Genomic DNA, 14,134 nt, shown 5'->3' on the forward strand with positions numbered 1-14,134 from the left:
GCGGCGCGGGGTCTCGCGCGGGCGTCAGTTCTGGCACCAAGCCCCCACCCACAGACATGCCCCCCGGCGCCCCCCCGGCGGCCCCCCCCCCACGGCTGTTTGCGTTACCCCTCTTTACGGGCCCGTGAGGCCTGAAGGTAAGGTCAGGGGGCATCATCGACACGTTCACCACAGGAGGCCCCCGGGTGGAGGTCCAGGAGACTCGCGTTCAGACGGACCGAGTGCTCACCATCCCCAACATTCTCAGCATGGCGCGCCTCCTCGGCGTGCCGCTGTTCCTGTGGCTGATCCTTCTGCCGGAGTTCGGGGGACCGAAGGCCGACGGGTGGGCACTGCTCGTGCTGGCGCTCAGCGGCATCAGTGACTACCTCGACGGAAAACTCGCCCGTCGCTGGAACCAGATCAGCAGCCTCGGCCGCATCCTCGATCCCGCTGCTGACCGGCTCTACATTCTCTCCACTCTCGTCGGGCTCACATGGCGTGAGATCCTGCCGCTCTGGCTCACCGCACTTCTGCTGGCCAGAGAGGTGATGCTGCTTGTGATGGTGGCAATCCTCCGTAGGCATGGGTATCCCCCGCCGCAGGTGAACTTCCTCGGGAAAGCTGCAACCTTCAACCTGATGTACGCCTTCCCATTGCTCCTCTTGAGTGGTGGAAACGGCTGGCTTGCATCACTTGCCCAGATTTTCGGATGGGCGTTCGCTGGATGGGGTACAACTCTGTATTGGTGGGCAGGGATCCTCTACGTGGTCCAGGTCCGCCGACTCGTGAAGGCGGATCGCGTGGCCGATTGAGCCAGCTGCCCGGAGTCGTGCAGAATCCCGCCGGCCCGCACAAGACCTACAGGGGCCTGCCCGGATGGGTGAAGTCGGCTGGACCGTCGTCTCTTCAAGGAGGACGCTTCCGACATGAAGGCCGTCGTGATGGCTGGTGGCGAAGGAACACGACTTCGCCCGATGACCTCGAGCATGCCCAAGCCGCTCCTGCCGGTGGTGAACCGGCCGATCATGGAGCATGTGCTGCGCCTGCTGAAGCGGCACGGGCTCACTGAGACCGTCGTAACCGTCCAGTTCCTCGCATCTCTCGTCAAGAACTTCTTCGGCGATGGCGAAGAACTGGGGATGGATCTCACCTACGCGCATGAGGAGAAGCCGCTCGGCACTGCCGGGAGCGTGAAAAACGCCGAGGACGCACTCAAGGACGACGCGTTCCTCGTCATTTCCGGAGACGCTCTCACCGACTTCGACCTCACCGACCTCATTGCCTTCCACAAGGAAAAGGGCGCGATGGTCACGGTGTGCCTGACGCGCGTGCCGAACCCGTTGGAGTTCGGCATCACCATCGTCGACGAGCACGGAAAGGTCGAGCGGTTTCTCGAGAAGCCCACCTGGGGGCAGGTCTTCTCCGACACTGTGAACACCGGTATCTACGTCATGGAGCCCGAGGTGTTCGACTACGTCGAAGCCGATGTCTCCGTGGACTGGTCCGGCGACGTCTTTCCTCAGCTTATGAAGGAAGGCAAGCCGATCTACGGCTATATCGCCGACGGCTACTGGGAAGACGTCGGCACCCACGAAAGCTATGTGAAGGCACAGGCCGACGTTCTCGAAGGCAAGGTCGACGTGGAGATCGACGGCTTCGAGATCTCCCCGGGTGTCTGGGTCGCCGAGGGGGCCGAGGTACACCCCGACGCGGTTCTCCGCGGACCGCTGTATGTCGGTGACTACGCCAAGGTGGAATCGGACGTGGAGATCCGCGAGCACACCGTGGTCGGATCCAACGTGGTGGTCAAGAGCGGCGCCTTCCTCCACAGAGCCGTCATCCACGACAACGTCTACATTGGGCAGCACAGCAACCTGCGCGGCTGTGTGATCGGGAAGAACACCGACATCATGCGAGCCGCGCGCATCGAAGACGGCGCTGTGATCGGCGATGAGTGCCTGATCGGTGAGGAATCGATTGTCCAGGGCAATGTGCGGGTCTACCCGTTCAAGACGATCGAGGCCGGCGCCTTCGTCAACACCTCCGTGATCTGGGAGTCGCGCGGCCAGGCGCACCTGTTCGGCGCCCGCGGCGTCTCGGGGATCCTGAACGTGGAAATCACCCCGGAACTGGCCGTGCGGCTGGCGGGCGCGTACGCCACCACGCTGAAGAAGGGCGCGACCGTCACCACCGCACGTGACCACTCGCGAGGCGCACGGGCGCTCAAACGGGCTGTGATCTCCGCGCTCCAGGCCAGCGCCATCGATGTGCGCGACCTTGAGAACGTGCCGCTTCCGGTCGCCCGTCAGATGACAGCGCGCGGCAGCGCCGGTGGAATCATGATCCGTACATCACCTGGGGTGCCTGACTCCGTCGACATCATGTTCTTCGACGAGCGTGGGGCAGATCTATCCCAAGCCGGGCAGCGCAAGCTTGACCGGGTCTACGCGCGCCAGGAGTACCGCAGGGCCTTCCCCGGGGAGATCGGCGACCTGTCCTTCCCGGCCAGCGTCTTCGACTCGTACACGGGCACACTGCTGCGGCAGGTCGACACGACGGGGATCGCCGAAGCGGGTCTCAAGGTCGTTGTCGACGCGTCGAACGGAAGCGCGGGGCTCGTTCTCCCCAGCCTCCTCGGCCGGCTCGGTGTGGACGCCCTGACGATCAACCCCGGGCTGGACGAGTCACGACCCACCGAGACCACCGACGCGCGCCGGAGAGGCCTGGTGCGGCTCGGCGAGATCGTGGCCTCGGCAAGAGCGGCCTTCGGGGTGCGCTTCGACACGGTGGGTGAGCGACTGTCGCTCGTTGACGAGCGGGGCCGGATCGTGGAGGACGACCGGGCGCTGCTCGTGATGCTCGACCTCGTCGCCGCGGAGGGGCGCAGTGGGCGGGTAGCGCTGCCGGTGACCACGACGCGTATCGCCGAGCAGGTCGCCGCATACCACGGGACTCAGGTCGAATGGACCACGACATCGCCCGACGATCTGACCCGGGTCTGCCGGGACGACTCCACGATCTTCGCTGGAGACGGGCGTGGCGGGTTCATCATCCCCGAGTTCAGCAGCGTCTTCGACGGCACCGCGGCCTTTGTCCGGCTCTTGGGGCTGGTCGCCCGCACGCAGCTCACACTCAGCCAGATCGACGCCCGTATTCCGCGGGCGCATGTGCTGAAACGCGACGTGGCGACTCCCTGGGCGGTCAAGGGGCTTGTCATGCGCAGGGTGGTCGAGGCGGCGGGAGACCGCTCCGTCGACACCACCGATGGAGTACGCGTGGTCGAGGCGGACGGCCGCTGGGTCATGGTGCTGCCGGACCCTGCGGAGGCCATCACCCATCTGTGGGCCGAGGGCCCTGATGACGCCTCTGCTCAGGCGCTGCTCGACGAGTGGTCGCATGTCGTGGAGAGCGCCGGGAACTGAACCCCGGGACTGTAGCCGAAGACAGGTGTGCACCGGAGGGCGGCAGGGGTGCCGCCCTCCGGTGCATGGGTGGGGCCATTCGGCGGTAGCGGGAGCGACGTGCGACGATGTGCGGCATGCCGCCGCAGCCCCCCGTTCGGAGCACCGCCCCGCCGCCGTCGCGTCCCGATGCGTCCATGTCGCTGCTGACCAATGTCATGGACCACAGCCTGGATGAGGGTTATGCGGAGGCGGCGGCTCGCAGGGACGCGGAGGGCGGGGGCCTGCCGAGGACGCTGCGGGCCAAACTGGGCCTTGCCGCGGGCTTGGTGCTGGCCGCGCTGGTGGTGACGCTGGGTGCGGCGCAGGCGAGGATATCGGCCCCTGTGGTGGCCAAGGAGCGCGAGGAGCTGATCGACCGCATCGACGCCGAGACGGCAGCCGCCGACACGCTCGAAGCCGATGTGGAGCACCTCCGCGAGGAGGTGGGGGAGCGGCAGCGCAAGGCGCTGGAGAAGCACGGCGGTGGCCGGGCCGAGCTGGTCAGCCTGCTTTCGGGCGACACGGAGGTGCACGGCCCGGGGGTCAAGCTCGTCGTGGACGATGCCAAGGGCACCAAGGCTGATGGTGGCGGCGGGCCGCGTGAGAGCGCTGGGTTCTCCGACACGGGCCGGGTACGCGACCGGGACATGCAGCGGGTCGTGAACGGCCTGTGGGAGTCCGGTGCCGAAGCCGTCGCCATCAACGGGCAGCGGCTGACCGCCCTGTCCGCGATCCGCGCGGCGGGTGACGCCATACTGGTCGACAACAAACCGCTGGTGCCGCCCTACACCGTTCTGGCGGTGGGCGACGCCAAGAAGCTCGGCACGGTCTTCCAGGACAGTGTCGACGGCCAGTACCTGCACGCGCTGGAAGAGAACTTCGGCATCCGAAGCACCATCTCTCCCCAGGAAGAGGTGCGCCTGCCGGCCGCGCCGAGCCTGATCGTACGCACCGCACAGCCGAGGACGGCCGATGCCCAGGCAGGCACGCGTCCGGGCACGGAAGAGTCAGAGACAGGGAAGGGCACATCGTGATCGCCGTACTGGGCCTCGTCGTGGGAGTCGTGGCGGGACTGTTGCTCCGTCCCGAAGTGCCGGCGGTGGTCGAGCCCTACCTGCCGATCGCCGTGGTCGCGGCCCTGGACGCGGTCTTCGGCGGTCTGCGGGCCATGCTCGACGGGATCTTCGTCGACAAGGTCTTCGTGGTCTCCTTCCTGTCCAACGTCGTGGTCGCCGCCCTGATCGTGTTCCTCGGCGACAAGCTGGGCGTCGGTGCACAGCTGTCGACGGGTGTGGTGGTCGTGCTGGGCATCCGGATCTTCTCCAACGCGGCTGCCATCCGCCGCCATGTCTTCCGGGCGTGAGGCCGATGCAGGAGCACGAGCACGAGCACGAAGCGATGCCCGCCCGGAACGCCGAGACCGCCGAAAGCACCGCACACGCCGAGAACGCCGAAAGCACCGCACACGCCGAGAACGCCGGGAGCGGTGAGCAGGCCGGGAAGCCCGCTAACGGGGCCGAGCCCGCTGGTGCCCACGAGCCCGTGAATCCGGCGCGCGCCGCTGACGAGCCCATGCGCGCCGACGAGCCGGAAGGAGCGCAAGAGCCGGGTACTCCCGGCGCCGAGGCGATGACCGGCCGCCAGCGGCTGATCGCCGGCTTGTGGCCGCCGCGTGTCACGCGCGCCCAACTCGTGGTCGCTCTGTTGCTGTTCGTCCTCGGCCTCGGTCTCGCCATCCAGGTTCAGTCCACGAGCGACAACAGCGCCCTGCGCGGAGCGCGCCAGGAGGATCTGATTCGCATCCTCGATGAACTCGATGACCGAACCAAGCGTCTGGAAGATGAGAAGCAGCGCCTCGAGGACCAGCGGACCGAACTGGAGACGAGCTCGGACCAGGCCGAAGAGGCGCGTCGGCAGACCCAGGAAAAGGAGCGTCAGCTGGGCATTCTCGCCGGTACGGTGAAGGCCGAGGGCCCGGGCATCACCCTCACGATCGACAATGCCGGAGCCGTCGAGCCCGACATGCTGCTGGACGCCATCCAGGAGTTGCGGGCCGCGGGTGCCGAGGCCGTCCAGATCAATGACGTCCGGGTGGTCGCCGACACCTACTTCTCCGGCAGCGGCGGCGACATCCGGATCGACGGGACGAAGGTCAGCGCTCCGTACGAGTTCAAGGTCATCGGCAAGCCGCAGGACCTTGAACCGGCGTTGAACATTCCCGGAGGCGTGGTGCAGACCTTGGAAAAGGAGCAGGCCACGGCTGCGGTGACCCGGTCGGAGAAGATCGTTGTGGACGCCTTGCGGCCGGTGGAACGGCCTGACTACGCTCAGTCGTCTTCCTCGTGAGACGGGGGAGTATGGGGGGACCGGACAAGGACATGAGGTTGCGGGGGGTCGGCGCATCGTAAGGGTGCTGAGTGGTGGAAACTGTCCGGAGGGCATGGACGTTGTGAAGTTGTCCGGGTCGGCAGGCGTGGTCAATCAGGATTCCTGCCTTACGGGCGGGTCTGTTTCGGTCAAGGGGAATCGCCCGTGAAGTTGTTTGGGAAGTTGTTCGGCAAGAGCGCACGCGAGGACAACGGCTCGGCCCGTCATCGCGCACCGCGTCATGGCCAGGAGGCGGAGCAGGAGGGCGAGCGTCCGCTGTTCCGGGACGAGGTCGCCGGTGGAGCCGGTGACATTCCGGGCGGCCAGGGCGCGTCTGGTGTTGACCCTGCCGGTCCCGGCCGCATAGGTTTCGGAGAACCGTCAACCTCAAGTACGGGTGGAGGGTTTACCTCGGATCCGTACGCCTCACAGGCCCCCGCGGGGCAGCCGCGGCAGGAGGATCCGTCCATGCCGGTATGTACGCGGTGCGGGCACCGCAACGCCGAGACCAGTCGTTTCTGCTCGAACTGCGGGGCGCCGCTGCGAGCCGGGGCGCAGGCGGAACGCGCGGCGGAGACCACGTCGACCATCTCCATCTCGGGTCTTGAGGCATACGACGCCGAGGTGACGGGCCAGACCGCCGTTCCCTCGCTGTCGCCCGAGGCGCAGGCGGCTGTCGACGCGCTGCCCATGGGTTCGGCGCTGCTGGTGGTGCGGCGCGGGCCGAACTCCGGCAGCCGCTTCCTCCTGGACGGTGAGCTCACCACGGCGGGCCGGCACCCGCAGAGCGACATCTTCCTCGACGACTTCACCGTGTCCCGGCGCCACGTGGAGTTCCGTAGGACGCCCGACGGCAGCTTCACCGTCACCGACGTCGGCAGCCTGAACGGCACCTATGTCAACCGGGAGCCGATCGACTCGGTCCTGCTGTCGAATGGTGACGAGGTCCAGATCGGCAAGTACCGGCTGGTCTTCTACTCGAGCCAGCGGGGCGTGTGACCCCTCAGGGAAGGTCCATGCTGCGAACAACACCGGCGGGCGGTGCCGCACGCGGCACCGCCGGTGGCGACCGGCTGGTCAGCATCGGCTCGGTGCTGAACCAGCTGCGGGACGAGTTTCCCGAAGTCACCATCTCCAAGATCCGCTTCCTGGAGAGCGAGGGGCTGGTCGAGCCGCAGCGCACCGCTTCGGGCTATCGCAAGTTCAGCCCCGGGGATGTCGAGCGGCTCGCCCAGGTCCTGCGGATGCAGCGGGACCGCTATCTGCCCCTCAAGGTGATCAGGGAGCAGCTCGACGCCCTGGAAAGCGGCGAGCAGCCCCGGCCGCGGCCCCAGGGCGCGCCGGATGACCTGTGCCACCCGGGAGCCGACCCGGAGCACGAGCGGCCGACCGTTGCGAGGGTGGGCAGGTCCGAGCTGCTGGCCGCCGCGGAGGTCACCGAGGACGAGCTGGCCACCTGGGAGTCGTACGGGCTTATCACTGCCACGGTGGACGGCGGTTACGACGCGCAGTCCGTGACGGTGGCCAAACTGGTGGCACACCTGGGCCGCTTCGGTCTTGAACCGCGGCATCTACGGGCCATGAAGGCCGCCGCGGACCGTGAGGCCGGACTGGTCGAACAAGTGGTCGCACCCCTGCGCCGACATCGCAATCCCCAGACCAGAGCCCATGCGGAAGCCACCACCAGGGAGCTGGCCGACCTGTCCGTCAGGCTGCACGCGGCCCTGGTGCAGACGGCTCTGGGCGTCAGGTTGCGCTGAGCTCTGGCTGATCTTGGGGGAACCCGACTACCCAAACCTGCCGGGCACGTCCTAGGGTTGCTGTGTGAACGAGCTCGATGTTGTGGGTGTCCGGGTGGAAATGCCCTCCAACCAGCCGATCGTGCTCCTGCGCGAAGTGGGAGGCGATCGTTACCTCCCTATTTGGATCGGCCCCGGGGAGGCGACCGCGATCGCCTTCGCCCAGCAGGGAATGGCCCCCGCCAGGCCGCTGACCCACGACCTCTTCAAGGACGTGCTGGAGGCGGTCGGGCAGGAGCTCACCGAGGTCCGCATCACCGATCTGCGTGAGGGCGTGTTCTACGCCGAGCTCGTCTTCGCCAGCGGGGTCGAGGTCAGCGCGAGGCCGTCCGACGCCATAGCGCTCGCGCTGCGCACCGGCACGCCGATCTACGGCAGTGACGGCGTGTTGGACGACGCGGGGATCGCGATCCCGGACGAGCAGGAGGACGAGGTGGAGAAGTTCCGCGAGTTCCTCGACCAGATCTCACCCGAGGACTTCGGCTCCAGCAGCCAGTGAGCGAGCAGCGGTCACCGGTTCGAGCGGAGTCGCCCATCCGGTGATCTCTTCCCGGCGGGGGACTGCGGAAAACCACTCTCTGGGTGATTATCACTCGGCGTGCCGAGTGTGGCGATCGTTGACGCGCCCCGGGCGACTGCCTACCGTCGAGTTGGCAGGTCAAGGACGGAGGTCGGCGTGAGAACCAGCGGCGACGGTGCGGCAGGGGGACCCCTCGGAGCCACTCCGGGGCATGGTGGGCCGTATCCGCTTCACATGAACGCGTATGACGCCACGTCCGAGAACGTCGGTTACCGGGGGCCGACCGCCTGCGCCGCCGCAGGCATCACCTACCGGCAGCTCGACTACTGGGCGCGCACCGGGCTGGTGGAGCCGAGCGTGCGGGCGGCATACGGCTCGGGCACCCAGCGCCTCTACAGCTTCCGCGACGTGGTCGTGCTGAAGATCGTCAAGCGCTTCCTGGATACGGGCGTCGCCCTGCAGAACATCCGTGCGACCGTACAGCACCTGCGGGAGCGTGGTTCCGCGGACCTGGAGCGGGTGACACTGATGAGCGACGGGGCGACCGTCTACGAGTGCTCGTCGCCCGATGAGGTGGTCGATCTTCTCCAGGGCGGGCAGGGCATCTTCGGGATCGCCGTGGGCGTCGTGTGGCGGGATGTGGCGGCGGCCCTGTCGGAGCTGCATGGAGAGCGGGTGGACACCGGTGAGACGCTGCTCGGTCAGCACCCATCGGACGAACTGGCCAGACGCCGCCGCGACCGGGCCGGCTGACCGGTCGGCGCGCATGCCCCGTTCGTACGCTTGTACGGGCGGTTGTCAGTGGCGTAAGGCAGCATCTGAGATGTGAGATCCGCGCCGCTGATCCTGCATCTGGACATGGATGCCTTCTTCGCCGCCGCCGAGCAGGCGGCGAAGCCGAGCCTGCGGGGAAAGCCGGTGGTCGTGGGCGGCCTCGGGCCCCGGGGGGTCGTGGCCACGGCGTCGTACGAGGCGAGACGGTTCGGCGTGCACTCGGCGATGCCCATGGCCCAGGCGAGGCGCCGCTGCCCGAATGCCGCCTATCTCGTCCCGCGCTTCTCGCTCTACCGCTCGGTGAGCGACCAGGTGATGGAGCTGCTCGCACGGCTGTCACCGCTGGTGGAGCCGCTGAGCCTGGACGAGGCGTTCGTGGACCTGGAGGCGGGCGGTGCGGCCGACGACTCCCGATCCGCGCGGGAGGCCGGTGAGCGGCTGCGCAGGGACATCCTCGCGGTCACGGGGCTGACGGGCTCCGTGGGTCTCGCGGGTTCCAAGATGCTCGCGAAGATCGCCTCGGAGCAAGCCAAGCCCGATGGCCTGGTGCTGATCGAACCAGGCAGCGAACGAGAGCTGCTCGCGCCCATGTCGGTGCGCATCCTGCCCGGCGTCGGCCCGGCGACCGGGGAGCACCTGAGGCGTGCCGGGATGACCACCGTCGAGGACCTCGCCGAGGCAGGCGAGGACGAACTCGTGCGGCTACTGGGGAAGGCCCACGGCGCGTCGCTGTTCAGGATGGCTCTGGGGCATGACGATCGCCCCGTGGTGGCCGAGCGTGACGCGAAGTCGGTGTCGGTGGAGGACACCTTCGATGTCGATCTGCACGACAGGGTCCGGATCAGGCTGGAGGTGGAGCGCCTGGCCGACCGCTGCGTGCGGCGGCTGCGGGACTCCGGGCATTCGGGGCGGACCATCGTGCTGAAGGTGCGCCGTTTCGACTTCTCCACGCTGACCAGGTCTGAGACGTTGCGAGGGCCTACGGACGACCCGGCCGTGGTGCGGGAGGCCGCGGCGCGGTTGCTGGAGGCAGTGGACACGACGGGTGGGGTTCGACTGCTCGGGGTCGGTGTGAGCGGTCTCGCCGACTACACCCAGGAGGACCTGTTCGCGCAGGCGGCGGCCGGGCAGGAAGTCGCTGGCGGTGGAGCCGGTGTGGACGAGGATCCCGGGCACGGCACCGGCGGCGAGGAGACTGAGCCGGCGCCGACGCCGGCCGACCCGCCTGCGGAGCGGCGCTGGTCAGCGGGACACGATGTCCGGCACGCCCGCTTCGGCGTCGGCTGGGTGCAGGGCAGCGGCCTCGGACGGGTCACGGTCCGCTTCGAGGAACCGTGGTCGACCGCTCCAGGCCGGGTGCGCACCTTCGCCGTGGACGATCCCGAACTGGCGCCGTCGGAGCCGCTGCCCCTGGTCATGCCTCCATCAGCAGTGGTGGCCGGCGGAGCTTCCCCGGCCGATCAGCCGTCTCGGTCGTCGTTGCCTGCCAGTCGGCCGAAGTCGCGGTCGCCGGAGGCACCCGGAGTCTGCGACCCGCCGGCGCTCGGCGCGGGCGGCGGAGGTGCGGGGCTCTCCGAAGGAGTGGGGAGGTCGAGACCGTAGTGGTGGTACAGCTGGAGTTCCTGTTCCGGGGAGAGGTGCCGACCGACACCGAAGTCCGGTGCGTCCTTGATCAGGGCACGCTCGAAGGGGATGTGCAGTCCGTCGGTGCCGAGCTCACTGGGTTCCAGCGGGACGAACGCGTCCCTGCTGAAAAGCCCGGTGCGCACAGCCGCCCACTCCGGGGCGCCGGTCGCGTCATCGAGGTACACCTCGTCCACGGTCCCGATCTTGGCGCCGTTACGGTCGAACGCCTTGCGGCCTATCAGGCTGCGCGGATCGATGTCGGTCTGCACGGTCCCTCCACATGGTCGCACTGCTCCCTAAGTACTACGAAAGTCCACTTTTGTGGGGTCGGCCACTCGACCTTTCCGGTGATGACCGCGCTGGTAGGCTGGCAGACGGCTGTCGACCCCGCGCGGGAGAGCGCTCCGGACCTGTACCGGAGCCGCCGAAGGAGCAAATCCTCCCCGGAATCTCTCAGGCCCCAGTACCGCATGGGCGAGGTCACTCTGGAAAGCAGGGCGGACGCCGCATGGCGTCCGCACTCACCGACGGTGAAAACCGGGACGCCAGTGAGCGGGCGGACCGGTGAAGCTCTCAGGTCAGATGACAGAGGGGGAGGCCGTCTGGGCACTCGCCGTGGTGCCCCTCGCAGGTCGCATCGACCAGGAGGCCTCACATGACCGCCAACCGCATTCCGCTCGCCCAGTTGGAGCGGGGCATCCCCTTCGAGCAGCGTCACATAGGGCCCGACGCCGGGGCCCAGGCGAAGATGCTGGCGCAGGTCGGCTACGGCTCGCTCGACGAGCTCACCGACGCCGCCGTACCCGACGTCATCAAGAGCGCCGAGGCACTCGGACTGCCGGAGGCGCGCACCGAGGCCGAGGTCCTGGCCGAGCTGCGCACCCTCGCGGACCGCAACGAGGTCCTCGCCCCGATGATCGGCCTCGGCTACTACGGCACCTTCACCCCCACGGTCATCCTGCGCAACGTCATGGAGAACCCGGCCTGGTACACGGCGTACACGCCCTATCAGCCCGAGATCTCCCAGGGCCGGCTCGAAGCCCTGCTCAACTTCCAGACGATGGTCGCCGAGCTGACCGGCCTGCCCACCTCCGGCGCCTCGCTGCTGGACGAGGGCACCGCGGCGGCCGAGGCCATGGCCCTGTCGCGGCGGGTGGGCAAGGTCAAGGGCGGCGTCTTCCTGGTCGACGCCGACGCCCTGCCGCAGACCATCGCCGTGATCGAGACTCGAGCCGAGCCCACCGGCGTCGAGATCGCCGTCGCCGACCTCAGCGACGGCATTCCCGCCGAGCTCGCCGAGCGGGGTGTCTTCGGCGTGCTGCTCCAGTACCCGGGAGCCTCAGGAGCCGTCCGGGACCTCAAGCCGGTCATCGACCAGGCCCACGAACTCGGCGCGATCGTCACCGTGGCCGCCGACCTGCTGGCGCTCACCCTGCTCACCTCGCCCGGCGAGCTCGGCGCGGACATCGCCGTCGGCACCACCCAGCGTTTCGGTGTCCCGATGGGCTTCGGCGGCCCGCACGCCGGCTACATGGCGGTCCAGGACAAGCACGCCCGCAGCCTGCCCGGCCGCCTCGTCGGTGTCTCGGTCGACGCGGACGGGAACCGCGCCTACCGCCTGGCGCTCCAGACCCGTGAGCAGCACATCCGCCGTGAGAAGGCGACCAGCAACATCTGCACCGCGCAGGTGCTGCTCGCCGTGATGGCCGGGATGTACGCCGTCTACCACGGCCCCGACGGCCTGCGGACCATCGCGCGACGCACCCACCGCTACGCCACGATCCTGGCCGCCGGTCTGCGCGCGGCCGGAGTGGAGCTGGTCCACGAGGCGTACTTCGACACGCTGACGGCCCGCGTCCCGGGCAAGGCCGCGGACATCGTCGCCGCCGCCCGTGCCAACGGCGTCAACCTGCACCTCATCGACGCCGACCAGGTGTCGATCTCCTGTGACGAGACCACCGGCCGCGCCCAGCTTGCCGCGGTCTGGGCCGCCTTCGGCGTCGACGCCGACGTCGAAGCCCTGGACGGCACCGCCGATGACACCCTCCCGGCCGGGCTGCTGCGCACCGACGCCTATCTGACCCACCCGGTTTTCCACCAGCACCGCTCCGAGACCGCGATGCTGCGCTACCTGCGCCGCCTCGCCGACCGCGACTACGCGCTCGACCGCGGCATGATCCCGCTCGGCTCCTGCACCATGAAGCTGAACGCGACCACCGAGATGGAGCCGGTGACCTGGCCGGAGTTCGGCCAGATGCACCCCTTCGCCCCGGTCGAGCAGGCCCAGGGCTACCTCACGCTCATCCATGAGCTTGAGGAGCGCCTCGCCGAGGTAACCGGCTACGACAAGGTGTCGATCCAGCCCAATGCCGGCTCGCAGGGTGAGCTCGCCGGTCTGCTCGCCGTGCGCGCGTACCACCGCGCCAACGGCGACGCGCAGCGCACGATCTGCCTCATCCCCTCGTCCGCGCACGGCACCAACGCCGCCAGCGCGGTCATGGCGGGCATGAAGGTCGTCGTGGTCAAGACCGCCGACGACGGCGAGATCGACATCCAGGACCTGCGCGCCAAGATCGAGCAGTACCGCGACGAGCTGTCCGTGCTGATGATCACGTACCCCTCGACCCACGGTGTCTTCGAGGAGCACGTCGCCGACATCTGCGCCCAGGTGCATGACGCGGGCGGCCAGGTGTACGTCGACGGCGCCAACCTCAACGCGCTGGTGGGCCTCGCCAAGCCCGGCCGGTTCGGCGGCGACGTCTCGCACCTCAACCTGCACAAGACCTTCTGCATCCCGCACGGCGGCGGCGGTCCCGGTGTCGGTCCGGTCGCGGTCCGTGAGCACCTCGCTCCGTACCTGCCGAACCACCCGCTCCAGCCCACCGCCGGACCGGAGACCGGAGTCGGCCCCATCTCGGCCGCCCCCTGGGGCTCCGCGGGCATCCTGCCGATCTCCTGGACCTACGTCCGGCTGATGGGCGGCGACGGACTGAAGCGGGCGACTCAGGTCGCCGTGCTCGCAGCGAACTACATCGCCAAGCGCCTGGAGCCGCACTACCCGGTGCTGTACACCGGCCCGGCCGGACTCGTCGCACACGAGTGCATCGTCGACCTGCGTCCGCTCGCCAAGGCGACCGGCGTCAGCGTGGACGACATCGCCAAGCGGCTCATCGACTACGGCTTCCACGCCCCGACCATGTCGTTCCCGGTGGCCGGCACGCTGATGATCGAGCCCACCGAGAGCGAGGACCTGACCGAGCTCGACCGGTTCTGTGACACCATGATCGCGATCCGTGCGGAGATCGAGAAGGTCGCGTCGGGCGCATGGCCTGCCGACGACAACCCGCTGCGCAACGCTCCGCACACCGCCGCCGCGCTCGGCGGCGAGTGGAACCACCCCTACAGCCGTGAGGACGCGGTCTTCCCGGCCGGAGTACAGGCAGCGGACAAGTACTGGCCGCCGGTGCGCCGGATCGACGGTGCCTTCGGTGACCGCAACCTCGTCTGCTCCTGCCCGCCGCTGGACGAGTACGACGCCTGACACCGCGGCGTCAGCGCCTGACGCGAAGAGGGCCGGTTCGGAGCGCACTCCGAACCGGCCATCCTCCGTTCCGACACCTCGG

The 14,134-nt window shown here is 68.6% G+C and carries 11 protein-coding genes, 1 pseudogene and 1 riboswitch; of the genes and pseudogenes, 11 read left to right on the forward strand and 1 reads right to left on the reverse strand.

Going from position 1 to position 14,134, the window contains the following annotated elements:
* Positions 1-185 precede the first annotated feature (185 nt).
* The 10 genes from ACFWI9_RS10440 (at position 186) to ACFWI9_RS10485 (ending at position 10,487) form a co-directional block, all read left to right on the forward strand.
* The gene (locus tag ACFWI9_RS10440; RefSeq protein ID WP_387160550.1) at positions 186-794 is read left to right on the forward strand and encodes a CDP-alcohol phosphatidyltransferase family protein; all 609 of its coding nucleotides are present in this window, start codon (positions 186-188) and stop codon (positions 792-794) included.
* A gap of 114 nt (positions 795-908) precedes the next feature.
* Positions 909-3,404, forward strand: a complete 2,496-nt coding sequence (locus tag ACFWI9_RS10445) for a sugar phosphate nucleotidyltransferase (protein WP_387160551.1) — start codon at positions 909-911, stop codon at positions 3,402-3,404.
* 116 nt (positions 3,405-3,520) lie between these two features.
* Entirely contained in the window at positions 3,521-4,459 is a 939-nt protein-coding gene (locus tag ACFWI9_RS10450) for a DUF881 domain-containing protein (protein WP_387160553.1), read from the forward strand.
* Positions 4,456-4,788 (forward strand): small basic family protein, encoded by a 333-nt coding sequence (locus tag ACFWI9_RS10455; protein ID WP_242332811.1) that lies wholly within the window; start codon positions 4,456-4,458, stop codon positions 4,786-4,788. Before ACFWI9_RS10450 ends, ACFWI9_RS10455 begins: the two co-directional genes overlap by 4 nt.
* Positions 4,789-4,997: 209 nt before the next feature.
* Positions 4,998-5,771, forward strand: a complete 774-nt coding sequence (locus ACFWI9_RS10460; RefSeq protein WP_387160621.1) for a DUF881 domain-containing protein — start codon at positions 4,998-5,000, stop codon at positions 5,769-5,771.
* Positions 5,772-5,852: 81 nt separating this feature from the next.
* Entirely contained in the window at positions 5,853-6,791 is a 939-nt protein-coding gene (locus ACFWI9_RS10465) for an FHA domain-containing protein (RefSeq protein ID WP_387160623.1), read from the forward strand.
* Between the two features lie 17 nt (positions 6,792-6,808).
* Entirely contained in the window at positions 6,809-7,552 is a 744-nt protein-coding gene (locus ACFWI9_RS10470) for a MerR family transcriptional regulator (RefSeq protein ID WP_387160555.1), read from the forward strand.
* 64 nt (positions 7,553-7,616) lie between these two features.
* Positions 7,617-8,090, forward strand: coding sequence for a bifunctional nuclease family protein (locus tag ACFWI9_RS10475; RefSeq protein ID WP_026281837.1), 474 nt, complete (start codon positions 7,617-7,619; stop codon positions 8,088-8,090).
* 255 nt (positions 8,091-8,345) lie between these two features.
* Positions 8,346-8,864 carry a MerR family transcriptional regulator gene (locus ACFWI9_RS10480; RefSeq protein ID WP_387160557.1) on the forward strand — a complete coding sequence of 173 codons (519 nt, stop codon included), beginning with the start codon at positions 8,346-8,348 and terminating at the stop codon, positions 8,862-8,864.
* Between the two features lie 72 nt (positions 8,865-8,936).
* Positions 8,937-10,487 carry a DNA polymerase IV gene (locus ACFWI9_RS10485; protein WP_387160559.1) on the forward strand — a complete coding sequence of 517 codons (1,551 nt, stop codon included), beginning with the start codon at positions 8,937-8,939 and terminating at the stop codon, positions 10,485-10,487.
* Between the two features lie 146 nt (positions 10,488-10,633).
* Here ACFWI9_RS10485 and ACFWI9_RS10490 read toward each other — a convergent pair.
* Positions 10,634-10,801: pseudogene (locus tag ACFWI9_RS10490) on the reverse strand (PRC-barrel domain-containing protein); the annotation flags it as partial.
* A 92-nt stretch (positions 10,802-10,893) separates the two neighbouring features.
* Positions 10,894-10,990, forward strand: a riboswitch (glycine riboswitch).
* Between the two features lie 176 nt (positions 10,991-11,166).
* On the opposite strand from ACFWI9_RS10490, the gene gcvP reads away from it, so the two are divergent.
* The gene (gene gcvP / locus ACFWI9_RS10495) at positions 11,167-14,052 is read left to right on the forward strand and encodes an aminomethyl-transferring glycine dehydrogenase (protein WP_387160561.1); all 2,886 of its coding nucleotides are present in this window, start codon (positions 11,167-11,169) and stop codon (positions 14,050-14,052) included.
* The last annotated feature ends 82 nt before the right edge of the window (positions 14,053-14,134 follow it).

It is taken from the genome of Streptomyces sp. NPDC127084 (assembly GCF_042724175.1).
Lineage (GTDB): Bacteria > Actinomycetota > Actinomycetes > Streptomycetales > Streptomycetaceae > Streptomyces.